The following is a 23,063-nucleotide window of genomic DNA, read 5'->3' as shown; positions in this document are numbered from 1 at the left end:
GAAGATCACCTTCATCAACGAGATCGCGGATCTGTGCGAGCAGGTCGGCGCCAACGTGCAAGAGGTCGCCCGCGGCATCGGCCTCGACAACCGCATCGGTAGCAAGTTCCTGCATGCCGGGCCGGGCTATGGCGGCTCGTGATACCAGGAGGACACGCTGGAGCTGGTGAAGACGGAGCAGGATGACGGCACGCCGGTTCGGATCGTCGCGAGGGTAGTTGCGGTCAACGGTCAGCGGAAGCGGGCGATGGCGCGCAAGGTGATCGCGGCCTGCGGCGGGAGCGTCCTTGGCAAGCGGGTGGCGCTGTTGGCTCTGACGTTCAAGACGAACACAGACGCCATGCCCGTCGCGCACTCGCTCTCGATCATCGCCGAGCTGCAGGAAGCGGTGGACACGGTGGGGGGCTGGGGGTTGCGGAGGGCCGGGTGGGTGGAGTGGGAGGGGTCGGCAAAGCCGTGGCCAGAGCGGGACGCGGTGTCGAGCGCGATAAACGCGGGCTGGGCGCTCGCCACGGCGGGTGTGGGGTCGGTGGGGAAGGTGAGGCGTTTGGCGCGGACGTTCTCGGCGTCGGGGGTGTCGAGGCCGGGCTCGTAGATGGGCATGCGGCCCTCGTTGAGGGCGGCGATCTTGGCCGGATCCTTGTCGATGCAGACGACCTCGTGGCCGAAATCGGCGAGGCAGGCGCCCGACACGAGGCCGACATAGCCCGAGCCAATCATCGCGATGCGCATCGATGTCTCCGCCGGGGCGGCCGGAACGCATCCGGCGTGTTGCAGTGCGGTGTTTAGCCCGGTTCGAGGCCGGCGCAAACCGTCGCCCGCGCTGCCGGCCTACAGGCGGTAATGCGCCGCCGCGCGTGAAAGGTTCGGGTTGTAGTAGGGGTCGGCTCGCAGCACAGGCTCCCAGCGCTCGCGCATCACCCGTGATTCGGCCTCGAAGCGGGCGCGCTTCTCCGGCGTGTCCTCGGCGCCCCGGCTCTTCGATTCGTGGTGGACGAGGCGGGCCTGCGGCGTCCAGACGATGCGGTAGCCGGCGGCGCGAATCCGCAGGCACAGATCGACGTCGTTGAAGGCCACGGCGAGATGCGCGGCATCGAAGCCGCCAACCTCGGAAAAGACCGCTGCGCGCATGGCGAGGCAGGCGCCGGTCACAGCCGAGACCTCCTGCGACAACTGCATCCGCGCGAAGTAGCCGGGCTCGCTGCCCGGCAGGCCGAGATGGCTGTGGCCGGCAATCCCGCCGATCCCGAGCACGATCCCCCCATGCTGGATCGTGCCGTCGGGATAGAGGAGCTTTGCACCGACCGCTCCGATCTCGGGGTCGCTCGCGATCGAGGCGAGTTCGGTGAGCCAGCCCGGCTCCAGCACCTCAATGTCGTTGTTGAGAAACAACAGGATCGTGCCTCGCGCGGCGACCGCTCCCCGGTTCGACAACTCCGAGAAGTTGAACGGGCCCGGTGCCGGCAGCACGCGCAGGCGCGGCTCGGACGCATAGCGCGTGAAGAGATTCCGCGTCGCCGGCTCGGTGCTGCCGTTATCGACGACGACGACCTCCAAGGTCGGATAGTCGGTGCGCGCGAAGAGCCCGTCGAGGACGACGCCGAGCAGTTCCGCCCGGTCGCGGGTCGGGATGACGACCGAGACGAGGGGCGCCGGCTCCGGCAGGGGGCGGACCAGCCGGTTGAACCCCTGCGGGCCCCGCTCGGCCCGGGCGCCCCTGCGCGCGGCCACCTCGGCAAGCGCCCGCAGGCGCGCCGCCTCGGCCCGCGCCAGAGCTCGATCCGAGAAGGTGCCGGAGCCGGCCGCCGCCCGCCAGTGATAGAGCACCTTCGGGATGTGGCGCACCCGCTCCGCGGCCAGTCCCTCGGTCAGGCGCAGCAGCAGATCGTGATCCTGGCTGCCCTCGAAACCGGGCCTGAGGCCGCCGAGCCGGCGCAGCGTGTCGGTGCGGACCACGCAGAGATGGTTCACGTAGTTCTGGGCCCACAGCAATTCGCGGTCGTAGCCCGACTTGAAATGCGGCTCGAAGCGGCGGTCGCGTCCATCGACCTTGTCCTCGTCGCTGTAGATCAGCTCCAGATCCGGATCGGTCCGGATGGCTCCGGCGACCTCGAACAGGGCGTTCTCCGAGAGGAGGTCGTCGTGGTCGAGGAAGGCGGTGTAGGCGCCGCTCGCCAGCGTCAGGGCGTCGTTCGTCGCGCGGGCGATGTGGCCGTTCTCCGGTCGGCGCACGGTGCGGATGCGCGGCTCCTCGGCCGCATGGCGGGCGAGGAGCCGCGGAATGCGCGGGTCGGTCGAAGCGTCGTCGGCGATGCAGAGTTCCCAGGCCGGATAGAGCTGGTTCCGCACCGAGCGGATCGCCGCCTCCAGCACCCGCGGATCGGGATCGTGCACCGGCATCAGGACGGAGATCAGCGGCGGCACCTCCCACCCCGCGATCTCGGCGCGGATGCGTGCCCGCTCCGCCGCCGTGAGACGGTCGAACCGAGCGATCCAGGCCGCGTAGCCGGTCTCGGCCCGGTGGGAGAGGGCCCGCGCGATCAGCCCGCGGGCGCGGACTTTCAAGCCGAGGACGCGCCAGTAGACCGCCTGCGCCGTGAGGCCGGGCTGGCGCGTGCCCGCCCGCGCCACGATCCCGAGGCGACCGCGGCGGCGGATGGCGAGGTCCTGCAGCACGAACGGATTGGTCCGCGACAGGGTGCTCAGCCGCAGGGCCGCGACGCCCGGCGGCAACCGGCCGGTCCAGACGAAGACGTCGCCGCCCAGCGGCTCCTCGGCCAGCGCCACGTTTCCGCCATCGCCCGAGACCGCGCTGACGAGGGCGCGGGCGATGCCGCCGCTGCCGGCATCGCGCCACGTCACGCTCACCCAGGCACCGCCGAGACCGGCGCCGGAGAGGTCGATGCGCAGCTCGGCCCCGTCCGCCCCCGTCACCGGCAGCGCCCGACCCGCGAGCGACGCTTTGGCCCCAGCCTGAGCCGCCATCGCCGCTCAGCTCTCCCAGCTCTTCGAGACAGAGGCCCGCACGGCGTCGCTGAGCACGGTGTCGTAGACCACCATGTCGCGGGCAAAGCGCATGCCGCGCAGCAGTTCGGCGAGCGCCAGCGTCTCGTTGGGGATCGGCAGGGGGAGCGGCAGCGGCGCCTCGATCCCGATATGGTGGAACGCGGAGGCCATGAACGCCTCGAAGTAGTCGCGGTGGCCGACGACGTCGATGCGGGACAGCACCTCGACCGCGATGATGGAACTGCCCGGCATCAGCCGGTCCTCGGGCACGTGGGTGCTGAGCTGGCGGGTCAGGGGGTTGTAGAGCAGGTGATAGGCCGGCTCCGGCATCATCCGGAACAGCCGCTTCAGGCTCTTCACGTCGGTGAAGTCGTAATCGAGGGTAAAGGCCGCCGCCTCGACGAGATTGCCGAGACGCCAGTGCTGCTCGGCGTTGGCGGCAAGGCTGGCCCGCTCGCGCAGCCAGTACAGGCGGCTCGCCAGTTCCACGAAGGGGTCGTGGATCATCAGCATGGTGAGCGCGCCGCTCTGGACGAAGTGCCCCTCGTAGCGCGGGAAGATGATCGAGCCGGCCATCAGGCAGGAATCGAGGGTGACGGTGTCGAACATCGCCCGCAGGATCTCGTCCGGAAAGCGGCCGATGCCGAAATACGACTGCCGGAAAGAGGGATACAGCGCGGTCTGGATCACCGTTTCCGGGCGGATATGCCCGTTGAGCAGGATGACCTTCTTGTCGGTGAGGCCCGTCCGCGGCAGCCGCCGGTAGATCAACACATTGGTGTCGACATCGTAGATCTCGAGCCGCTCGATGCCGGGAAGGCCCGGCACGTCGGTCTCGCGGACCTCGAAATGGCACTGCCCGGTCGCGTGCCAGCCGAATCGGACGAAGTTCGGGTCGGCGTGGATCGCAGAGACCTCCGCCACGCGGCGCCCCTCAATGCAGATGGAGACCCGGCTGATCGCCTGCGGGTTGTCCGGCACCACCCAGCCCCGGATCACGTCGCCCTCGTCGGACGAAAGGAGAAACCGCATCCCTAGCTCGCCGTCCTCGGCCCCACGCTGATCGGGCCGCGCGTCCCGCGGCGCACTCTTAGCCGATTTTTGCCGCTCGCGTGCAATGGGCCGCGACGGGCCCCCGGCATCCACGGGACGGCGGCGGGTGTTTCGACGGCGGGCAAACGATTCCGCCAAAGTCCCGCTTGCGGAGCCGCGCGGCACCGGCTATAGCCGCGGCCTCGCAGGACACCGGGGCCACCCGGACGGCTTGCAGGGGCGCGTAGCTCAGCGGGAGAGCACTACCTTGACATGGTAGGGGTCACAGGTTCGATCCCTGTCGCGCCCACCATCCCCCCTCCAGGGGATGATCGAGTAGACCAAGGCTCCGGAGACGGGGCCTTTTTCTTTGGCTCGAACCTTCGGCGGATTTTTGCGGGTGCGGGCCGTGGCGCCGGTTCCGCTCGAACGAAAAAACCCCGCCGTCTCCGGCGGGGCTTTCTCACTCTGGCTTCCGATCCCGAGGGAGCGAAGGTTCAGGCGTGGGCGAGGGCCGCGTTCGGCACCGCCGCGTTGTTGTTGAGGTGGTGCTGCTTCAGCATCGGCCGCAGCACGGCGATGGCGAGCGCCGCCGCGATCAGGTCCATCACCGCCACGGTGTAGAGCACCGTCGACCACGTGCCCGTCGCCTGCATGATCAGGTTCCCGACCGGCACGAACAGCGCGGCAAAGCCCTTGGCGCAGTAGAGGACGCCGTAGATCTTGCCGATATGTTTCGAGCCGAAGGTGTCGGCGGCCGTGGCGCTGAACAGCGAGTAGACCTCGCCCCAGGCAAGGAACACGATGCCCGACAGGATCACGAAGGCCCAGGGGTTCGAGCCGAAGTAGCCCAGCGCCACGATGCCGATGCCCTCCATCGAGAAGGCGATGAACATCGTCTTCTCACGGCCGATCCGGTCGGAGATGAAGCCGAACAGCGGACGCGAGATGCCGTTCATGACGCGGTCGAGCATCAGGGCGAAGGGCAGCGCGGCCATGGCGAAGAAGTACAGGTTGACCTGGAAGTTCTTCACGCCGAGGTCGGTCGCGATGACACCGAGCTGCGCCACCGCCATCAGGCCGCCGGTGACCGTGCAGGTGAACATCAGCAGCATGACGTAGAAGACCGGTGTGCGCAGGGCCTCGCCGAGGGTGTAGTCGCGGCGGGTCTGCAGCACCTTGGTCGAGAACTTCACTTCGTCCTTGGCCGGCGAGCGCATGAACAGCGAGGCCAGGATGATGACCGAACCCTGGATCAGGCCGAAGGTGAAGAACGCCTGGGCGTAGCTGCCGGCATCGATCATCTTGGCGATCGGGATGATCGTCAGGGCCGAGCCCGCGCCGTAGCCGCCCGCAGTGAGGCCGACGGCGAGGCCGCGCTTGTCCGGGAACCACTTCAGGGCGTTGTTGATGCAGGTGGCGTAGACGCAGCCGACGCCGATGCCGCCGAGGACCGAGCCGATGTAGAAGCCGGTCAGCGAGGTGGCGTAGGAGTTCATCACCCAGGCCGCGCCCGTCATCAGGCCGCCGAACATCACGACCCGGCTCGGGCCGTACTTATCGATGAAGTAACCCTCGATCGGCGTCAGCCAGGTCTGGACGACGACGAAGATCGTGAAGGCCACCTGGATCGCGGCGCGATCCCAGCCGAAGGTCTTCTGGATTTCGGGAACGAACAGAGTCCAGGCGTACTGAATGTTGGCCGCAGCCACCATGCAGACGACGCCGAAGATGATTTGCAGCCATCGGTTCGAAGACGGTACCGGCCGATCCGGGGCAATGGACGACAATGCCATGAGCGTGCTCCCTCGTTCCTGCACAGACGTGAAGGCCTGTTGCGTAGGTTTGGCGTGATGGGCTTGAGAGGTGTCGGTGCAGGTTGTTGCGATTCCTCGGTCTGCCCGATGAATTCGAGGGGCTATCTCGTCCCGGGCAGTGGTATGCATTATTTGGTATACCAGCCATGCAGGCAAGCGAAATAATGCGCAATCTGACACGAAAGTGACGGCGCGGAAGGATGAAAAGCCGAGGCTCAACCGGAAACGCGCGCGGCGGCTCGCGAGAATGGCGCTTCACTGCCCGTGAAATGCCGGATCTAAAGCGATCCGGCGCCTATTCCGTGAGCAGTCGCGGCCTATGGACGAGGGTGGCGGCCGAATCGTTGCGGCGCCAACTCTTCGATTCGTCTTGGCGAAGACCGTTCCGGTGGGGCCGTCTCCTCCCTCGTTACGCTGGTGTCGGTTCGCAATAGACAGATCGTTCGGAGCGGCCTGCGCTCGACCTCGAAGAGTCTCGCGCGGGCGCCGTTCTTGCTTGAGGGCGCGGGCGGAGCGGGCCGGGTGCTCATGACCGCACGAAACCACCTCGACAGGCCGCGCGATCCTTGCATCCTGTCGAGCGAGGCCAAGGAACCCGTCGATGCCCTATCGCCACACCGTCGGCCCCCGCACCCACGTCTTCGCCGATCTGGCGACGCTGATGGCCAAGGCGACGCCGGTGCGCTCCGGCGATTGTCTCGCGGGCATTGCCGCCGAATCGGCTGAAGAGAACATGGCCGCCCGCTGGTGCCTCGCCGAGGTGCCGCTTAAGGAGATCCTGGCCCGTCCGCTGATCCCCTACGAGGAGGACGACGTCACCCGCCTGATTCTCGACGACCACGACGAGGCGGCGTTCGCCGAGATCGCGGGTCTGACGGTCGGGGATTTCCGCGAGTTCCTGCTCACCGCCCCCTCCGGGACGCTGGCGCGGATCGCGCCGGGCGTCACGCCGGAGATCGCCGCGGCGGTGTGCAAGATCATGCGCAATCAGGATCTGATCCTGGTCGCGAAGAAGTGCAGCGTGGTCACCCGCTTCCGCAACACGATCGGCCTGCCCGGCACCCTCGCGGTGCGGCTCCAGCCCAACCACCCGACCGACGATCCGGCGGGCGTCACCGCCTCGATCCTCGACGGCCTCTCCTACGGCTGTGGTGACGCGGTGATCGGCATCAACCCGGTCTCCGACTCGATCCAGACGATGGGGACGCTGCTGAGCCTGTTCGATGGCATCATCGACCGGTTGGAGATCCCGACGCAGGCCTGCGTGCTCACCCACGTCACGACGACCCTCGACGCGATGAACCGCGGCCTTCCGGTCGATCTCGTGTTCCAGTCGATCGCCGGCACGCAGCGGGCCAATGCCAGCTTCGGCGTCACGCTGCCGATCCTGCAGGAGGCGCATGAGGCGGCGCTCGCGCTCAAGCGCGGCACGCTCGGCGACAATGTGATGTATTTCGAGACCGGCCAGGGCTCGGCCCTCTCGGCAGACGCCCATCACGGCATTGACCAGCAGACGCTGGAGGCCCGCGCCTACGCGGTCGCCCGCCGCTACCGGCCGCTCCTCGTCAACACGGTGGTCGGCTTCATCGGGCCGGAATACCTCTACAACGGCAAGGAGATCATCCGCGCCGGGCTGGAGGACCATTTCTGCGGCAAGCTGATGGGCGTGCCGCTCGGTGTGGACGTCTGCTACACCAATCACGCCGAGGCCGATCAGGACGACATGGACACGCTGCTGACCCTGCTGGGCGCGGCGGGCTGCACCTACGTGATGGGCATTCCCGGCGCCGACGACGTGATGCTGAACTACCAATCCACCTCGTTCCACGACCAGCTCTACATCCGCGAGGTGCTCGGCCTGAGGCGCGCACCGGAATTCGAGGAATGGCTCGCCCGCATCGGCCTCACCGACGCGGACGGCGCGCTCCTGCCCGGCGGGGCCGACGCCCGCCTGCTCACCGCCGCGCCGGGGCTGGCCGCATGAGCACCGCGAGCGACGACCTTTGGCAGCGGCTGGCCCGCCTCACCCCCGCCCGGATCGGTCTCGGCCGCGCAGGCGCCGGCCTGCCGACCCGCGAAGTGCTGAAATTCGGCCTCGCCCACGCCCAGGCGCGCGATGCCGTACATACGCCGATGGACGCCGCTGCGATCGCCGAGGCCATCGAGGCGCTGGGCCTGCCGACCGTGACCGTGACCTCCGGTGCGGAGGATCGCGCGACCTACCTACGCCGTCCCGATTACGGGCGCCGCCTCTCGCCGGAGAGCCGGAAGGCCCTGTCCGACTCCGCATCCGAGCCCGTCGATCTCGCGATCGTGGTGGCAGACGGTCTGTCGGCGCGCGCGGTCCACGAGGGTGCCGCCGCGCTGCTCGCCGCCTTCAAGCCCCACGCGGAGGCGGCCGGCTGGCGCCTTGCCCCGGTGACCATCGCAACCCAGGCGCGCGTCGCGCTGGGGGACGCGGCCGGCGCGGCGCTGCGAGCCCGCGCGGTGGTGGTGGTGATCGGCGAACGTCCCGGCCTGTCCTCGCCCGACAGCCTCGGCCTCTACGTCACCTTCGATCCGAAGCCCGGACGCTCGGATGCGGAACGAAATTGCATCTCGAACGTCCGGCCCGCTGGCCTGAGTTTCGAGCTTGCCGCGTTCAAGCTGAACTGGCTCCTGAGTCAGGCCTTCTCTCGCGGGCTGACGGGCGTGACTCTCAAGGACGAGAGCGATCGGTTGCTTGAGGCCGCCGCGCCGGATCCTGCCATCGGCGGACGCTGAGTGAATTCATCGGAGATTTGGGCGGCGCCCTGCGAAAGGGTCGTCGGCTTTCAAGAAAAGACAAGTGTCGGCACTGTCGAGGTTGTTCGCGAAGCCTGAATTGCACGCGCCGATGCCGCTAAAATTTTATCTGAAAATAGCCCTCGTGCAGGACCGCGCGAGGGTGTGCGCGCGTTGATTTCGCGAAGTCTTCCCAGAGCCGACGCAAGCTCGGCTGTTGCGGCCCCGACACACCGCGAAAGCAACCTGACTTTGCCTTGAGCTGTGCCTTTGAGCGCCGCAATCCCACCATAAACCGGGACGACTTCCGGGGTCGCGGTAAACGCTGTCGCTCCAACGCCTTACCGCAGAGTTTCGAGGACGTCGAAGGACGTTTTTCCACGCTGGACCGTAACGGTCCGCGCGGACCTCGGGGGCGTAACGGGACCGGGGCACGAGATCAGCGATGGACGCGCGTCAGACCGACAAGTCGAAGCTGCCGAGCCGGCACGTGACGGAGGGGCCCGAGCGGGCGCCGCACCGCTCGTATCTCTATGCTATGGGCCTGACCACCGAGCAGATCCACCAGCCGCTCGTCGGCGTGGCCTCGTGCTGGAACGAGGCCGCGCCCTGCAACATCTCGCTGATGCGCCAGGCCCAGGCCGTGAAGAAGGGTGTGGCCGCCGCCAAGGGCACCCCGCGCGAGTTCTGCACCATCACCGTCACCGACGGCATCGCTATGGGGCACGGCGGCATGCGCGCCTCGCTGCCGTCGCGCGAGGTCATCGCCGACTCGGTCGAGCTGACGATCCGCGGTCATTCCTACGATGCGCTCGTGGGACTGGCTGGCTGCGACAAGTCCCTGCCCGGCATGATGATGGCCATGGTGCGCCTCAACGTGCCCTCGATCTTCATCTATGGCGGCTCGATCCTGCCGGGCTCCTTCCGCGGCCGGCCGGTGACCGTGCAGGACCTGTTCGAAGCTGTCGGCAAGGTCGCCGTCGGCGACATGAGCCTCGACGACCTCGACGAACTGGAGCGGGTCGCCTGCCCCTCGGCCGGCGCCTGCGGTGCGCAGTTCACCGCCAACACCATGGCGACCGTCTCGGAAGCCATCGGCCTCGCGCTGCCCTACTCGGCCGGCGCCCCCGCGCCCTACGAGATCCGCGACCAATTCTGCGCCGCCGCGGGCGAGAAGGTCATGGAGCTGATCGCCAAGAACATCCGCCCGCGCGACATCGTCACCCGCAAGGCGCTCGAGAACGCCGCCGCGACGGTCGCGGCCTCGGGCGGCTCGACCAACGCGGCGCTGCACCTGCCGGCGATCGCGCATGAATGCGGCATCGAGTTCACCCTGTTCGACGTCGCCGAGATCTTCCGCAAAACGCCCTACATCGCCGACCTGAAGCCCGGCGGGCGCTATGTCGCCAAGGACATGTTCGAGGTCGGCGGCATCCCGCTGCTGATGAAAACGCTGCTCGATCACGGTTTTCTGCACGGCGATTGCCTGACGGTGACCGGCCGCACCATCGCGGAGAACCTCGCCAAGGTCGCCTGGAACCCCGATCAGGACGTGGTGCACCCGGCCGATAAGCCGATCACAGTCACCGGCGGCGTGGTCGGCCTTCGTGGCAATCTCGCGCCCGAGGGCGCGATCGTGAAGGTCGCCGGCATGCCGGCCGAAGCCCAGGTCTTCACCGGCCCCGCCCGCGTCTTCGACGGCGAGGAGGCCTGTTTCGAAGCGGTGCAGAACCGCACCTACAAGCCCGGCGAGGTTCTGGTCATCCGGTACGAGGGCCCGAAGGGAGGCCCCGGGATGCGCGAAATGCTCTCGACCACGGCCGCCCTCTACGGCCAGGGCATGGGTGACAAGGTGGCGCTGATCACCGACGGGCGCTTCTCCGGCGCGACCCGCGGCTTCTGCGTCGGCCATGTCGGCCCCGAGGCTGCCATCGGTGGGCCGATCGGCCTCCTGCGTGACGGCGACATCATCACGCTGGACGCGATTCATGGCACGCTGGACGTGGCGCTCTCCGACGAGGAGTTCGCCCAGCGCCGCGCGGAATGGACGCCGCGGGGCAATGCCGCGACCTCCGGCTATCTCTGGAAGTACGCGCAGACCGTCGGGCCTGCGGTGAACGGCGCCGTCACCCATCCGGGCGGCGCGGGGGAGACGAACGTCTATGCCGATATCTAGAACCGTCCCTCTCCGGCCCACGCGGCCGGCCGGGGTCGATCTAGGTCGGCTCCGCGCGGGTCTGCTCGCCGGCTTCCTCGGCTTCGCGCTGACGCTCGCCGCCGTCGATCCCGGCACCGCGCTCGACGCGACCGCCCGCACTCCGGTGCCCGAGAAGGGTTTTCGCTCGGGTCGCGATGCATTGAGATCAGGCGTGCGCGACTACAACGCGGGCGACAAGCAGGGCGCCGTGCGGGCGCTGGAATACGCCGCCGATCAGGGCCAGACCCTGGCTTTGTGGAAGCTCGGCCGCATGTACGCGGACGGTGACGGCGTGCCCCACGACGACCTCAAGGCGTTCGAGTATTTCTCGCGCATCGCCGACGACAACACCGACGATTCGCCCGACACCCCGAATTCGGGCGTGGTGGCGAGCGCCTTTAACGCGCTCGGCACCTACTTCCTGGAAGGGATCAAGGGCACCTACGTGCGCCCGAGCGCCGAGCGCGCCTACGACATGTTCAACTACGCGGCGTCGTATTTCGGCGACCCCAACGCGCAGTACAACCTCGCCCGGCTCTATCTCGACGGCACCGGCGTCGAGCAGGATCCGCGCAAGGCCGCGCGCTGGTTCAACCTCGCCGCAGAGAAGGGCCACCGCCCGGCCCAGGCGCTGCTCGGCGACATGCTCGTCAACGGCACCGGCGTGCAGCGCCAGCCCGTGAAGGGCCTGACTTGGCTCGCCATCGCCCGCGGCGGGGCGCAGGGCGCGGCGGACACCTGGATCGTCAATCTCTACGACAAGGCCTGGACCTCGGCGAGCGAGGCCGACCGGGCGGATGCGATGACCCAGGCGCAGTCGCTGTCGACGGGCTCGACCCGGCGGCGGCGGTAACCGCTGAAGATAACCCTCCCTCTTCTGCGGGAGGGCTCACGGCGGCCTCAACCGTCGCTCAGTTCTACCGTCACCGGCACGTGGTCCGAGGGTTTCTCCAACCCGCGCAGGTGGCGCTGCACCGAGGCCGAGACGAGGCGGTCGGCGGCTTGCGGCGAGAGCAGCAGGTGGTCGATGCGGATGCCCTGGTTCCGCGGCCAGCAGCCAGCCTGATAGTCCCAGAAGGTGTAGAGGCCGGCGCTCGGCTCGCAAGCCCGCAGGCCATCCGTAAAACCTTCCGCCAGGAGCGCGCGGAAGGCGCGGCGGGTCTCGGGCAGGAACAGCGCGTCCTGCGTCCAGGCGGTGGGGTCGGCGGCGTCCTCGGGCTCGGGGATGACGTTGAAGTCGCCCGCCAGCACCAGCGCCTCCTCCGTCGTCATCAGGGCGCGGGCATGCGCCCGCAGGCGGGCCATGAAGGCGAGCTTGTAGCTGTATTTCGGCCCCGGCGCCGGGTTGCCGTTCGGCAGGTAGATCGAGGCGACCCGCACCGGCGCCACGCCCTCGCCGTGTACCAGCGCCTCGATATAGCGGGCCTGCTCGTCCTCGGCGTCGCCCGGCAGGCCGCGCAGCAACTGAGTGTATTGCAGCGGGGCGCGCACCAAGAGGGCGACGCCGTTATAGGCCTTCTGCCCCAGCGTCTCGACCGCGTAGCCCGCCGCCTCGATCTCCTCGCGGGGGAAGGACGCGTCCTGGCATTTCAGCTCTTGCAGGCAGACCACGTCGGGCTTGGCCTCGTCGAGGAAGCCCAGCAGGTGGCCGACCCGCTGCTTGATCGAATTGACGTTCCAGGTGGTGATCCGCATGGGGCTCGGAGGAGGCTCGGCCGGAGGGGCTCCCGTCATCGGGCCTTCGCGCGGCCCTGGCAAGGCGATCGCGAGGAGAGACTCCATGGATGCGTCGTGGTTCGAGCCGGTGCGGGCTTATTGCGAGCGCGGCGATACCGGCTTCTGGGCCGAGCCGGTCAATGCCCTGACGAACGCGGCCTTCCTGATCGCGGCCGGAGTCGCGGCGCGGCGCGCCCGCGGCGACGGGCCGGTCCTGGCGCTGGCCGCCGTGACCTTCGTGGTCGGGATCGGCTCGTTCCTGTTCCACACCCTGGCCAATCGCTGGTCGATGCTGGCCGACGTGATCCCGATCGCCGTCTTCATCTACGGTTACTTCGCGCTGGCCATGGCCCGCTTCTTCGGCCTCCGGCCGGCGGCGGCGACCGGCCTCACGCTGGCGTTTGCCGCCCTCAGCTTCGGCCTGACGCCGGCCCTCGATGCGCTGACCGGGCGCTCTGTCTCGGGCCTCACCAACGGCTCGGTCGATTACGCCCCGGCGATCCTGGCACTCCTCGGCGTCGGCCTCGCCCTCCTGAAGCGGGCGCCCGGCACCGCCCGCTCGGTGCTCGTGACCGCCGGGATCTTCCTCGTGTCGCTGACCTTCCGCACGGTCGATGTCGGCGTCTGCGCGCGCCTGCCGCTCGGCACGCATTTCCTCTGGCACGCGCTCAACGCGGTGGTGCTCTACCGCCTGTTGATCGCGGCGACCCGGTTCAGGGCCTGAGGCTCAAGTTCCGGGATCGCAAAGGAATCATCCCTTTGCCGGGGGATCGGGGCGGCGCCCCGATTCCCTTTCACCAGGGCTCTGCCCTGGACCCGCGAAAGGGATGATCCCTTTCGTATCCCAGGATTCTAACCTCCGATCCCGCGGGCCTTCAGGCTGTCGCCGATCTCCTCCAGGGCGGCCGGGTCCTCGATGGTCGGCGGCATCGCGTACGCTTCGCCGTCAGCGATGCGCTTCATCGTGCCGCGCAGGATCTTGCCCGAGCGAGTCTTCGGCAGGCGTCCCACGGTGAGCGCCAGCTTGAAGGCGGCCACGGGGCCGATCTCCTCGCGCACCCGGGCGACGAGCTCGCGCTCGACCGTCTCGGCGTCCTTGGCGACGCCGGATTTGAGCACCACGAAGCCGCAGGGCGCCTCTCCTTTCAGCGCGTCGCGGATGCCGATCACTGCGCATTCGGCGACATCCGGGTGCGAGGCGAGCACCGCCTCCATACCGCCGGTGGAGAGGCGGTGGCCGGCGACGTTGATGATGTCGTCGGTCCGGCCCAGCACGGTGACGTAGCCGTCCTCATCCACCACGCCTGCATCCGACGTGTCGTAGAAGCCGGGGAAGGTGGAGAGGTAGCTCTGGCGGAAGCGCTCGTCCGAGCCCCACAGAGTCGGCAGGCAGCCCGGCGGCAGCGGGAGCTTCACGGCGATGGTGCCCATCGTGCCGGAGGGAACCGGCTTGCCCGATTCGTCCAGCACGTGGAGGTCGTAGCCCGGCATCGGCTTGGCGGTGGAGCCGTACTTCACCGGCAATCGCTCGATGCCGACTGGGTTGCCGGCGATCGCCCAGCCGGTCTCGGTCTGCCACCAATGGTCGATCACCGGCCGGTCCAGCGCCCGCTCGGCCCAGGCCACCGAATCCGGGTCGGCCCGCTCGCCGGCCAGGAACAGGGCGCGGAACTTGGACAGATCGTAGCCGGCGATCCGCTCGGCCCGCGGGTCTTCCTTCTTGATCGCGCGCAGGGCCGTGGGAGCCGTGAACAGCGTCGCGGCGCCGTGCTCGGCGGCCACGCGCCAGAAGGCGCCGGCGTCCGGCGTACCGACCGGCTTGCCCTCGTAGAGCACCGTGGTGCAGCCGTGCAGCAGCGGCGCGTAGACGATGTAGGAGTGGCCCACCACCCAACCGATGTCGGAGGCGCAGAAATAGACCTCGCCGGGCGCGACGCCGTAGAGATTCGTCATCGACCACGCCAGCGCGACGCAATAGCCGCCGCTGTCGCGCACCACGCCCTTGGGGCGCCCGGTCGTGCCGGAGGTGTAGAGGATGTAGAGCGGGTCGGTCGCCGCGACCGGCACCGGATCGGCCCACCGCCCGGCCTTGCGCGCCCGCGCGACGGTCTCCGCCCAGTCCCGGTCGCGGCCCTCGACGAGGCCGGCCTCACCTTGCGGGCGCTGCAGGATCAGGCAGGCGTCGGGCTTGTGGGCCGAGCGGGCGATCGCCGCATCGAGCAGCGGCTTGTAGGCGACGACGCGGGCCGGCTCGATGCCGCAGGAGGCGGCCAGGATCACCTTGGGCGCCGCATCCTCGATGCGGGCGGCAAGTTCGTTGGCGGCAAACCCGCCGAACACCACCGAATGGATCGCCCCGATCCGGGCGCAGGCGAGCATCCCGAACAGGGCTTCGGGCACCATCGGCATGTAGATCACCACCCGGTCGCCCTTGGTCACGCCGAGGTCGGCGAGGATGCCGGCGAGCACCGCCACCTCGTCGTGAAGCTCCCCATAAGTGATGCGGCGCTTGGTGCCGGTGACGGGTGAATCGTGGATGATCGCGGGCTGGTCGGCGCGCCCTCCCTCCGCGTGCCGATCGACGGCGTTGCGGCAGACATTGAGCTGCGCATCCGGAAACCAGCGGCCGTAGACGCCCTGCTCGGCATCGAAGGCGCGGGTCGGGGCGACGTCCCAATCGATCGCCGCCGCGGCCTTCAGCCAGAAGCCGTTCCGATCCGCGAGCGAGTCGGCGTGGACGGCGGCGTAGGCGCCCTCGGGGGCGGACGGCGTGGCGGCGGACATCGGCGGTTCCTCGCGCGGCCTGTTGATCGGCCTGTTCGAGGGCGATGATAGCGCGGTTTTGGCCGCAGCGCGCCCAACGGCGCTGTCTCAGAGACGTGCACCACCGCAAAGCAGAACCGCCGCGCTGGTGGCCCAGGCGGCGGTGACGGTTGTGTCCGAGGCGGGAGAAGAGTCGGAGCCGGCGGCGCCTCCCAGTGCGAAGCCGGCCGGGGCGTCGCTAGTGGAGGGTATCCCCGCGCAGGCGCTCGATTTCGTCCTTGAGGTGCAGTTTCTTACGCTTGAGTTCGGCGATGCGCAGATCGTCGCTGGCAAGGGATTGCATCGCGTGGTGAAGCTCGCGCTCGAGGGCTTCGTGCTTGGCGGCGAGCTGGCTCAAATGCGTCTGCAAGGACATGAGGGATCGCTCCTGTCACAGTTTCCGACCGCGGTAGACTGGCACAGGATGGAGCGCGTGTCGAAGCCATTCGACGGCAAAGTGGATGCACCGCTAATAAGGTGATTTCAAATCTTTCGGAGTGGGACGGCAGGCTGACCTTGACCGTTTCAAGCTCCGACGAGACGGGAGAACCGGGCTCCACGCCTTGCTCCGGCGGGAAGCTTGGCGCATGGTCGCGCCCGGTCAAGGCCGGTGGTGTGTTTCGAGCGATGATGGCGGACGAGATTGCCAACGACGCGGTCGCGGATCCGGCCGGCGAGCTGACGCGGTTGCGCGAAGAGCACCGGGATCTCGACGAGGCGATCGAGGCTTTGAAGGTCAGCGTCGCCGTCGATCAGCTTCAGTTGCAGAGGCTCAAGAAGCGCAAGCTGGTCTTGCGCGACCGGATCACGCATCTGGAAGACCAGATCACGCCGGACATCATCGCGTAACGCGCAACGCCAGGAAGGGCGGGGCCTTCCTGGCGAAGTTTTCGTCGATCTGCTGACTAAATGACTAAATCACTTGGCGAGGTAGGCCGAGACGCTCGACACCCGGGTTCCGACGAGGCGAACCGCCTTGCGCAGGCGCTCGTCGGAGACCTGAAGCAGGTCGGCCCAATGCTTCCGGGTGGTGCTGTCGTGGATGTCGATATGGGTTGCAGTGCGGGCGCGCGTGGTCTGGTCCGCGGAGGACATTTGAGAGCTCGCTGAGGTAAGGGGCCCGGCCGCTGATGGCCGTTTCCTGCACAACGCGGTCGGTCGATTTCGGCTCCGCCCGGTTCGGCGAGAATCGGGGGATTTTCACAGGGCGTCGCCGGTATCTCCGCCCCACCGCAAAGGCGCGGCAGGGGCGAAGCTTGCTCCCTGTGGCCGGCCGGCATTTCAAGCGTTTGCGCGGTCTCGCCTTGCCGGGGTGCGGGCCCCCCTGTTATTCGGCGTTTTCGCGGGCCGACGGGCCCGCTTCCTCGTAATGGGCCAGACGACGATGCTGGGATCGCCCCCGGTCGCGATCATCATGGGAAGCCAGTCGGACTGGGCGACCATGCGCAACGCCGCCGAGACGCTGGACGCGCTCGGCGTCGCCTACGATGCCCGCATCGTCTCGGCCCACCGCACCCCGGACCGGCTCGTCGCTTTCGCCAAGGGCGCGCGGGAGGCCGGCTTCAAGGTGGTGATCGCGGGCGCAGGCGGCGCGGCGCATCTGCCCGGCATGACGGCGGCGATGACCTCGCTGCCGGTCTTCGGCGTTCCGGTCGAGTCGAAGGCGCTCTCGGGGCAGGACAGCCTGCTTTCCATCGTGCAGATGCCCGCCGGCATTCCCGTCGGCACTCTGGCGATCGGCCGGGCCGGAGCCGTCAACGCCGCCCTGCTCGCCGCCGCCGTGCTGGCGCTCACCGATGCCGGGCTCGCCGAACGGCTCGAAGCGTGGCGCGCCCGCCAGACCGAGTCCGTCGCCGAACGGCCGGATTCCTCTCAAGCCTGACAACGACACGAAGCACCATGGCCTCTCCCACCTCCTCGCCGCAGATCCGGCCCGGCGGCACCCTCGGCATCGTCGGCGGCGGCCAGCTCGGCCGCATGATCGCGCTCGCGGCGGCCCATTACGGCCTCAAGGTCCACATCTACGCCCCCGACGCCGACAGTCCGGCCTTCGACGTGGCCCACGCCCACACCCTGGCGCCCTACGACGACGCGGCGGCGCTCGCCGCCTTCGCCGATGCCTGCGATGTCGTCACCTACGAGTTCGAGAACATCCCCCACGCCACCGCCGCGGTGCTCGCCGAGCACGCGACCCTGCGCCCCAGCGCAACGGCTTTGCTCACGACCCAGGACCGTCTCTCCGAGAAGGACTTCGTGACGGGTCTCGGCATCCCGACTGCGCCCTACCGGGCGGTCGATACGGTCGAGGATCTCGTGCGGGCCCTGGAGGCGCTCGGCCGTCCCGCCGTGCTGAAGACCCGGCGCTTCGGCTACGACGGCAAGGGCCAGCGGATGATCCGCGAGGGCGACGACCCGGCCGCCCTCCTCGCCGAATTCAAGGGTGCGCCCTGCATCCTCGAAGGGTTCGTGCCGTTCGAGCGCGAAATCTCCGTGGTCGCCGCCCGCGGGCCGGACGGGACGTTCGCGGCCTACGACCCCTGCGCCAACGAGCACCGCGACCATATCCTCGCGCTCACCCGCGTCCCCGCGCCCGGCCTGACCCGGACGACGGGTGACGCGGCGGTCGCCATCGCCCGCGCCATCGCCGAGGCGCTGGACTATGTCGGCGTGCTCGCCGTCGAGATGTTCGAGATCGCCGGGCCGGACGGGGCCGCCCGCCTCGTCGTCAACGAGATCGCGCCCCGCGTGCACAATTCCGGGCATTGGACCATCGAGGGTGCGCAGACCTCGCAATTCGCGCAGACCGTCCGCGCGGTCTGCGGCTGGCCGCTCGGCGACACCGCGCGCATCGGCGGCATGGCGGTGGAAATGGAAAACCTCATCGGCGCCGAGGCCGATGCCTGGGCCGCCCTGCTCGCCGAGCCGGGCGCCCATCTCCACCTCTACGGCAAGGCCGAGGCCCGTCCCGGCCGGAAGATGGGGCACGTCACCCGGCTCAAGCCCCTCGACTAAAGCTTGACCATTCAATCTGTCGCCTCTCGGCAACAGAAAACCACAGTCGAGCCCGGTTCGAAGCATTCGGCGAAAGCGTGAAGACGCGGGCCACACCTTCGCCACATCCCGAGGTTTCAGCGGAAGGTACGGGGCGTCCGCGGAAGCATCGTGCGTGTTCTCCGGTCTACGGCCGGAGGGGCCCGCCTGTTCTTCCCGGGTTCGTTTCGCAGAACCTCCGCTCCACGGCGCGGGCCGCATCGGCGATGCGGATGTTTTGCGGGATCGTTTAAGCGCCCATTCACCGTGTTGCGGCAGCGTGCGCGCGACGGGATGATCCGGGCCCTCACGGGCCGCTGCGGAGATCCGGGCAAGCGGGCGCGGGGGAGAACGGGACAATGATCGGGATGACGCTGGACGGACGCAAGGCGAGGCTGATCGGTGCCCTCGCGCTGACGGCCGCGGCGCTGGCCGGCTGCGAGACCTATGGCAGCGCGACGGCTCCGCGCCAATTCGCGGTGCTGGAGACCGACACGACGGGCGCCACCAACGTCAACATCGCCTCGCTCAGCGACGTGATTTCGCGCAACCCGTCGGATGCCGGCGCCTACAACACCCGCGGCGCGGCCTATGCCCGCGCGGGCCAGTTCGGCGAGGCGATCACCGACTTCTCGAAGGCGGTCCAACTCGATCCGAACTCGGCCTCGGCCTACAACAACCGGGCGCTGGCCTACCGCCAGACCGGCCGCGCCGACGCGGCGATGCAGGACTTCTCGAAGGCGATCACCAACGATCCGAATTTTTCCGCCGCCTATATCGGCCGGGCGAACCTCGAGCGTGCCCAGGGTGACCTCGACGGAGCGTTGAACGACCTCAACGCCGCGATCCGTCTCGCTCCGGAATCGGCCGAGGCCTACCACGCCCGCGGCCTCGTGCGGCAGAAGCAGAACCACAACCCGGAGGCGATCGGCGACTTCGCGGCGGCCATCGACCGCAACCCCTTCGTCGCCGCCCCCTACGCCGCACGCGGCCAGAGCCTGATCTCGCTGGGCCAGTACGACAAGGCGATCGAGGACTTCAACGCGGCGCTGAACGTGAACGCGAAGGACGCCGGATCCTGGGCCTATCGCGGGCTGGCCTACGAGAAGACGAACCGCCGCAAAGAGGCGAACGAGAGCTACCAGCAGGCCGCGCGCCTCGATCCCAACAACGCCGTGGCCAAGCAGGGCGTCGGCCGCATGCAGGGCGGCCTGTTCTAGGGCTCGATCCAGGGAGGGGCCGCAGAAGCATCGAACGCCGCGGGTCCCATCGACGGCCGGCGGCTCCCTGTTCGTTTGGGCAAAGGCCTGGGGAACCGGCGATCCATCGTGACCGGGTGCCCGTCTCGGGCCGCCGCCTGGCCGGCGATTGCCGCATCCGCACGGATCGGATGCGTTTCCACCGGTGCCGGTCGGCGTACCCGGCGAGCCTGGTCGGCATCGAACCGGTGGTGCCGACGGTAGCACAACCTCCCTCTGGTTGCGGGCAACTTGAAATCTGTGGGCGGGACTCTCCGAAACGGAATTCACAGTTTATACTTCCGGTATTGACGCAATCCTGAGCGTATCGGGAGAGCGTAGAGGGAGAGGCCGATGCCAGACGGACCCGAACTTTTCAACGGAAGGCATGTCCTCGTCGTCGAGGACGAATATTTCATCGCCGAGGATATCCGGCGCGCGTTCGAAGAGAGGGGCGCCCAAGTGGTCGGCCCGGTGGGGAACGTCGATGACGCTCTGGCGATGATCGAGCAATGCCCGCGCATCGACGGTGCGGTGCTCGATATCAACCTGCGTGAGGTCATGGTCTTTCCGGTGGCCGACGCACTCAGGGCGCGCGGCGTCCCGTTCGTCTTCGCCACCGGCTACGAGGAGAATGCCGTCCCGACGCGCCTGCGGGACGCGATTCATTGCGAGAAGCCGATCGATCCCGCGCGTCTGGCCAAGGCGCTGTTCGGCCAAGCTACGGTCGGCTGAGTCCAACGCCGGGCCGGGGCCGATCCCGGCCCGGCCGCGGTCCCCGCCGGGGGACGCGATCAGCCCGGCGCGCTCTCCAGCCGGCGGTGTTCGCAGGCGATGCGGCGGACGGTGCCGGTGTTCGAGCGGTAGACCACCGTCTCCGTCTCGATGAGGCCGGGGCTGAACCGCACGCCCGCAAGCAGGGCCCCGGTTGTCACGCCCGTGGCCGCGACGATGACGTCGCCCCGGGCCATGTCGTGCATGTCGTATTTCCGGTTCGGGTCCGTGATGCCCATCTTGACCGCCCGGGCCCGCTTGTCGGCGGAATCGAGGATGAGCCGACCCTGCATCTGGCCGCCGATGCAGCGGAGCGCGCTGGCGGCGATCACGCCCTCCGGCGCGGCGCCGGTGCCCATGTAGATGTCGACGCCGGTCTCGTCGGGCTTGGTGCAGTGGATGATCGCGGCGATGTCGCCGTCCGAAATCAGGCGGATGCTGGCGCCGGTGTCGCGCACGGCGGCGATCAGGTCCATGTGGCGCGGCCGGTCGAGGATGATCGCGGTGATGCCGGCGGTCTCCACGCCCTTGGCGCGGGCGAGCGAGGCGATGTTGCGGGCCGGGCTCCAGTCGAGATCGACCGTGCCGAGGGGGTAGCCGGGGCCGATGGCGATCTTCTGCATGTAGACGTCGGGAGCAGCGAGCAGCGAGCCGCGCTCGGCCAGGGCCATCACGGCGATGGCGCCCGGCATGTCCTTGGCGCAGAGCGTCGTGCCCTCCAGCGGATCGACCGCGATGTCCACGGACGGGCCGTTGCCGGTGCCGACGGCCTCGCCGATGAACAGCATCGGCGCCTCGTCGCGCTCGCCCTCGCCGATCACCACGCGGCCCTCGATCGGCAGCACCATCAATTCGGCACGCATGGCATCGACGGCGGCCTGGTCGGCTTCCCTCTCGCGGCCGTGTCCCCGCAGGCGGGCCGCGGCGATGGCCGCCGCCTCCGTCACCCGCACCAGTTCGAGAGTCAGGCCCCGCGCCGTGGGATCGCTGAAGATCCCGGTATTGGCCGCCGACATCGCCCTACGTTCCTTATCCCCAAGGCCCGGTCTGTTCATCGCCCGGTGCCGATTGTCGTCCCTCGTTCCCGCCGTAGACGAAAGCGGGCAGGACGCGACGCGACGGCATGATGTTTCGTTCTTCGACCGGATGTTGTCTCCGGCAACATTTCGCCGGAATCGCGGCCGCCGTCTCGCCTATTCGCGCTCGATACGGATCAATTGCGGCGCCTCGGCGAGCAGGCCATCGCGGTCGATCGCGGCCAGCGCCTCGCGGACATTGCCCTCGGTCGCCGCGTAGGTGATCAGCACCAGCGGCACCGGCTGGCCGGAGAGACCTTGCGGATCGCTGGAGGCGGCCTTGGCCGAGCGGCGCTGGACGATGCTCTCGATCGAGATGTTGGCCTCCGCCATCCGGGTGGCGACGCCGGCCGCAACGCCGGTGCGGTCGTGCACGGTGAGGCGGATGTAGTAGCCGCCCTCGTGGCGCTGCATCTCGACCCGGCGCGGCGGCGCGAGGCTCGCGATCGGCCCGCCGAAGGTCGGGCGCACGAGCCCGAGCGCGACATCGGTGATGTCGGCCACGACCGCGGAGGCCGTGGCGGCCCCGCCCGCGCCGGGGCCGATCAGGGTCAGTTCGCCGACCGCGTCGGCATCGACGGTGACGGCGTTGGTCACGCCCATCACCTGGGCGATGGCCGAGGCCTTGGCCACCATGGTCGGGTGGACCCGCTGCTCGATCCCCGCCTCCGTCGCCTGCGCGACGCCCAGCAGCTTGATGCGGTAGCCGAGTTCGTCGGCCATGGTGAGGTCGAGGGGCTGGATCGCCGAGATGCCCTCCACCGAGACGCCCTCGGCGTCGATCTCCACGCCGAAGGCGAGGCTGGTGAGGATGGCGAGCTTATGGGCGGTGTCGAAGCCCTCGACGTCGAAGGTCGGGTCGGCCTCGGCGTAGCCGAGCGCCTGCGCGTCCTTGAGGCAGGCCTCGAAGGTCAGCCCCTCCGCCTCCATCCGGCTGAGGATGTAGTTGCAGGTGCCGTTGAGGATGCCGTAGACGCGGGAGACCGCGTTGCCGGACAGCCCCTCGCGGATCGCCTTGATGACCGGGATGCCGCCTGCCACCGACGCCTCGTAGGCCAGCGCGACGCCGTTCTGCTCGGCCAGACGGGCGAGCGCCGCGCCGTGGTGGGCGAGCAGCGCCTTGTTGGCGGTCACCACATGCTTGCCGGCCCCGAGCGCCGCCTCGACCGCCGCCTTGGCCGTCCCTTCCGAGCCGCCGACGAGTTCGACGAACACGTCGATCTCGCCTGAGCGCGCGAGCGCCACCGGATCGTCGAACCAGTGCAGGCCCGACAGGTCGACGCCGCGGTCGCGGCTCCGGTCGCGGGCGGAGACGGCGGTGACGGTGATCGTGCGGCCGGTCGCGGCGGTGAGCGCCTCGGCGCGGCGGGCGACCATGCGCAGGACGGAGGCACCGACCGTGCCGAGCCCCGCAATGCCGAGGCGAAGGGTCTGCGTCATGGAAGTTCGCACCGTAATCGACGTTGACACCGGACCTGTTCCGGATTGCCGCCCGACGGCCGCGGCTCGCTCGAAGGATCGCCTGGGCGGCGGTCCGGTGAGGGCGCGGAAGACGTCCGGGACGGCGCGCACTTCTGCAACGATTTGGGGCCGGTGCGCAAGGAAACGGGAC

19 protein-coding genes, 1 tRNA gene and 2 pseudogenes are annotated in these 23,063 nt (G+C 68.9%); 12 read left to right on the top strand and 10 right to left on the bottom strand.

The features are described from left to right. A pseudogene (locus MKK50_RS11225) lies at window positions 1-388 on the top strand (UDP-glucose 6-dehydrogenase); the annotation flags it as partial. 47 nt (window positions 389-435) lie between these two features. Here MKK50_RS11225 and MKK50_RS11220 read toward each other — a convergent pair. From MKK50_RS11220 to MKK50_RS11210, 3 genes and pseudogenes are all read right to left on the bottom strand, one after another. Continuing rightward, window positions 436-732: pseudogene (locus MKK50_RS11220) on the bottom strand (2-dehydropantoate 2-reductase N-terminal domain-containing protein); the annotation flags it as partial. A gap of 99 nt (window positions 733-831) precedes the next feature. Continuing rightward, entirely contained in the window at window positions 832-2,985 is a 2,154-nt protein-coding gene (locus tag MKK50_RS11215) for a glycosyltransferase family 2 protein (RefSeq protein ID WP_499022278.1), read from the bottom strand. Window positions 2,986-2,991: 6 nt separating this feature from the next. Then, entirely contained in the window at window positions 2,992-4,038 is a 1,047-nt protein-coding gene (locus MKK50_RS11210; protein WP_253373123.1) for a hypothetical protein, read from the bottom strand. Between the two features lie 238 nt (window positions 4,039-4,276). On the opposite strand from MKK50_RS11210, the gene MKK50_RS11205 reads away from it, so the two are divergent. Further along, window positions 4,277-4,351: transfer RNA gene (locus MKK50_RS11205), tRNA-Val, on the top strand. A 184-nt stretch (window positions 4,352-4,535) separates the two neighbouring features. Here MKK50_RS11205 and oxlT read toward each other — a convergent pair. Beyond that, complete coding sequence (gene oxlT / locus MKK50_RS11200) at window positions 4,536-5,834, bottom strand: oxalate/formate MFS antiporter (protein ID WP_301288615.1); 1,299 nt, start codon at window positions 5,832-5,834, stop codon at window positions 4,536-4,538. A gap of 622 nt (window positions 5,835-6,456) precedes the next feature. Between oxlT and MKK50_RS11195 the strand changes: the two genes are divergently transcribed. The 4 genes from MKK50_RS11195 (at window position 6,457) to MKK50_RS11180 (ending at window position 11,668) form a co-directional block, all read left to right on the top strand. Continuing rightward, window positions 6,457-7,839: an ethanolamine ammonia-lyase subunit EutB gene (locus tag MKK50_RS11195; protein ID WP_499022276.1), complete on the top strand. Its 1,383-nt coding sequence runs from the start codon at window positions 6,457-6,459 to the stop codon at window positions 7,837-7,839. Continuing rightward, window positions 7,836-8,618 (top strand): ethanolamine ammonia-lyase subunit EutC, encoded by a 783-nt coding sequence (eutC, locus tag MKK50_RS11190; protein WP_499022274.1) that lies wholly within the window; start codon window positions 7,836-7,838, stop codon window positions 8,616-8,618. The genes MKK50_RS11195 and eutC overlap by 4 nt, the downstream gene beginning before the upstream one ends. Before the next feature lie 445 nt (window positions 8,619-9,063). Next, a complete protein-coding gene (gene ilvD / locus MKK50_RS11185; protein ID WP_499022272.1) occupies window positions 9,064-10,794 on the top strand; it encodes a dihydroxy-acid dehydratase in 1,731 nt (576 codons plus the stop codon). After that, the gene (locus MKK50_RS11180) at window positions 10,781-11,668 is read left to right on the top strand and encodes a tetratricopeptide repeat protein (protein WP_253373114.1); all 888 of its coding nucleotides are present in this window, start codon (window positions 10,781-10,783) and stop codon (window positions 11,666-11,668) included. The genes ilvD and MKK50_RS11180 overlap by 14 nt, the downstream gene beginning before the upstream one ends. Window positions 11,669-11,715: 47 nt before the next feature. Here the strand turns inward: MKK50_RS11180 and xth are convergent, their stop codons facing one another. After that, window positions 11,716-12,510 (bottom strand): exodeoxyribonuclease III, encoded by a 795-nt coding sequence (gene xth, locus MKK50_RS11175; RefSeq protein WP_076643995.1) that lies wholly within the window; start codon window positions 12,508-12,510, stop codon window positions 11,716-11,718. A gap of 85 nt (window positions 12,511-12,595) precedes the next feature. Between xth and MKK50_RS11170 the strand changes: the two genes are divergently transcribed. Then, the gene (locus MKK50_RS11170) at window positions 12,596-13,255 is read left to right on the top strand and encodes a ceramidase domain-containing protein (RefSeq protein WP_499022269.1); all 660 of its coding nucleotides are present in this window, start codon (window positions 12,596-12,598) and stop codon (window positions 13,253-13,255) included. A gap of 128 nt (window positions 13,256-13,383) precedes the next feature. Here MKK50_RS11170 and MKK50_RS11165 read toward each other — a convergent pair whose 3' ends face one another. Both MKK50_RS11165 and MKK50_RS11160 read right to left on the bottom strand, forming a co-directional pair. Continuing rightward, window positions 13,384-15,315: a propionyl-CoA synthetase gene (locus MKK50_RS11165; RefSeq protein WP_499022267.1), complete on the bottom strand. Its 1,932-nt coding sequence runs from the start codon at window positions 15,313-15,315 to the stop codon at window positions 13,384-13,386. Between the two features lie 217 nt (window positions 15,316-15,532). Then, entirely contained in the window at window positions 15,533-15,709 is a 177-nt protein-coding gene (locus MKK50_RS11160; RefSeq protein WP_003603176.1) for a YdcH family protein, read from the bottom strand. Window positions 15,710-15,960: 251 nt separating this feature from the next. On the opposite strand from MKK50_RS11160, the gene MKK50_RS11155 reads away from it, so the two are divergent. Beyond that, window positions 15,961-16,182, top strand: coding sequence for a YdcH family protein (locus tag MKK50_RS11155; protein WP_003603178.1), 222 nt, complete (start codon window positions 15,961-15,963; stop codon window positions 16,180-16,182). A gap of 69 nt (window positions 16,183-16,251) precedes the next feature. Here the strand turns inward: MKK50_RS11155 and MKK50_RS11150 are convergent, their stop codons facing one another. Continuing rightward, window positions 16,252-16,428, bottom strand: coding sequence for a DUF3606 domain-containing protein (locus MKK50_RS11150; RefSeq protein WP_082482298.1), 177 nt, complete (start codon window positions 16,426-16,428; stop codon window positions 16,252-16,254). Window positions 16,429-16,717: 289 nt separating this feature from the next. Here MKK50_RS11150 and purE point away from each other — a divergent pair, with 289 nt between their 5' ends. From purE to MKK50_RS11130, 4 genes are all read left to right on the top strand, one after another. Beyond that, window positions 16,718-17,215 (top strand): 5-(carboxyamino)imidazole ribonucleotide mutase, encoded by a 498-nt coding sequence (gene purE / locus MKK50_RS11145; RefSeq protein ID WP_499022264.1) that lies wholly within the window; start codon window positions 16,718-16,720, stop codon window positions 17,213-17,215. Between the two features lie 17 nt (window positions 17,216-17,232). Further along, window positions 17,233-18,345 (top strand): 5-(carboxyamino)imidazole ribonucleotide synthase, encoded by a 1,113-nt coding sequence (locus MKK50_RS11140; protein WP_499022262.1) that lies wholly within the window; start codon window positions 17,233-17,235, stop codon window positions 18,343-18,345. A 377-nt stretch (window positions 18,346-18,722) separates the two neighbouring features. Then, the gene (locus MKK50_RS11135; protein WP_499022261.1) at window positions 18,723-19,583 is read left to right on the top strand and encodes a tetratricopeptide repeat protein; all 861 of its coding nucleotides are present in this window, start codon (window positions 18,723-18,725) and stop codon (window positions 19,581-19,583) included. Window positions 19,584-19,955: 372 nt separating this feature from the next. Further along, window positions 19,956-20,336 (top strand): response regulator, encoded by a 381-nt coding sequence (locus MKK50_RS11130; protein WP_499022259.1) that lies wholly within the window; start codon window positions 19,956-19,958, stop codon window positions 20,334-20,336. Window positions 20,337-20,395: 59 nt separating this feature from the next. Here MKK50_RS11130 and glpX read toward each other — a convergent pair whose 3' ends face one another. Then, window positions 20,396-21,391, bottom strand: a complete 996-nt coding sequence (gene glpX, locus MKK50_RS11125) for a class II fructose-bisphosphatase (RefSeq protein WP_253374088.1) — start codon at window positions 21,389-21,391, stop codon at window positions 20,396-20,398. Window positions 21,392-21,568: 177 nt separating this feature from the next. Then, window positions 21,569-22,891, bottom strand: a complete 1,323-nt coding sequence (locus MKK50_RS11120; RefSeq protein ID WP_499022257.1) for a homoserine dehydrogenase — start codon at window positions 22,889-22,891, stop codon at window positions 21,569-21,571. Window positions 22,892-23,063: the final 172 nt, after the last annotated feature.

The sequence above is a fragment of the Methylobacterium sp. J-043 genome (assembly GCF_022829505.1).
Taxonomy (GTDB): Bacteria; Pseudomonadota; Alphaproteobacteria; order Rhizobiales; family Beijerinckiaceae; genus Methylobacterium; species Methylobacterium extorquens_A.
Note: the sequence above shows the minus strand (reverse complement) of the source record. Positions and strands in the feature narration are given on the sequence as shown.

What these genes read in the sequence shown, in the direction of transcription:
- MKK50_RS11215 (WP_499022278.1), bottom strand. Translation starts at nt 2,985, where the DNA reads ATGGCGGCTCAGGCTGGGGCCAAAGCGTCGCTCGCGGGTCGGGCGCTG.
- MKK50_RS11155 (WP_003603178.1), top strand. Translation starts at nt 15,961, where the DNA reads ATGATGGCGGACGAGATTGCCAACGACGCGGTCGCGGATCCGGCCGGC.
- MKK50_RS11150 (WP_082482298.1), bottom strand. Translation starts at nt 16,428, where the DNA reads ATGTCCTCCGCGGACCAGACCACGCGCGCCCGCACTGCAACCCATATC.
- MKK50_RS11135 (WP_499022261.1), top strand. Translation starts at nt 18,723, where the DNA reads ATGATCGGGATGACGCTGGACGGACGCAAGGCGAGGCTGATCGGTGCC.
- MKK50_RS11170 (WP_499022269.1), top strand. Translation starts at nt 12,596, where the DNA reads ATGGATGCGTCGTGGTTCGAGCCGGTGCGGGCTTATTGCGAGCGCGGC.
- MKK50_RS11210 (WP_253373123.1), bottom strand. Translation starts at nt 4,038, where the DNA reads ATGCGGTTTCTCCTTTCGTCCGACGAGGGCGACGTGATCCGGGGCTGG.
- MKK50_RS11130 (WP_499022259.1), top strand. Translation starts at nt 19,956, where the DNA reads ATGCCAGACGGACCCGAACTTTTCAACGGAAGGCATGTCCTCGTCGTC.
- MKK50_RS11180 (WP_253373114.1), top strand. Translation starts at nt 10,781, where the DNA reads ATGCCGATATCTAGAACCGTCCCTCTCCGGCCCACGCGGCCGGCCGGG.
- glpX (WP_253374088.1), bottom strand. Translation starts at nt 21,391, where the DNA reads ATGTCGGCGGCCAATACCGGGATCTTCAGCGATCCCACGGCGCGGGGC.
- MKK50_RS11120 (WP_499022257.1), bottom strand. Translation starts at nt 22,891, where the DNA reads ATGACGCAGACCCTTCGCCTCGGCATTGCGGGGCTCGGCACGGTCGGT.
- xth (WP_076643995.1), bottom strand. Translation starts at nt 12,510, where the DNA reads ATGCGGATCACCACCTGGAACGTCAATTCGATCAAGCAGCGGGTCGGC.
- oxlT (WP_301288615.1), bottom strand. Translation starts at nt 5,834, where the DNA reads ATGGCATTGTCGTCCATTGCCCCGGATCGGCCGGTACCGTCTTCGAAC.
- ilvD (WP_499022272.1), top strand. Translation starts at nt 9,064, where the DNA reads ATGGACGCGCGTCAGACCGACAAGTCGAAGCTGCCGAGCCGGCACGTG.
- purE (WP_499022264.1), top strand. Translation starts at nt 16,718, where the DNA reads ATGCTGGGATCGCCCCCGGTCGCGATCATCATGGGAAGCCAGTCGGAC.
- eutC (WP_499022274.1), top strand. Translation starts at nt 7,836, where the DNA reads ATGAGCACCGCGAGCGACGACCTTTGGCAGCGGCTGGCCCGCCTCACC.
- MKK50_RS11140 (WP_499022262.1), top strand. Translation starts at nt 17,233, where the DNA reads ATGGCCTCTCCCACCTCCTCGCCGCAGATCCGGCCCGGCGGCACCCTC.
- MKK50_RS11160 (WP_003603176.1), bottom strand. Translation starts at nt 15,709, where the DNA reads ATGTCCTTGCAGACGCATTTGAGCCAGCTCGCCGCCAAGCACGAAGCC.
- MKK50_RS11165 (WP_499022267.1), bottom strand. Translation starts at nt 15,315, where the DNA reads ATGTCCGCCGCCACGCCGTCCGCCCCCGAGGGCGCCTACGCCGCCGTC.
- MKK50_RS11195 (WP_499022276.1), top strand. Translation starts at nt 6,457, where the DNA reads ATGCCCTATCGCCACACCGTCGGCCCCCGCACCCACGTCTTCGCCGAT.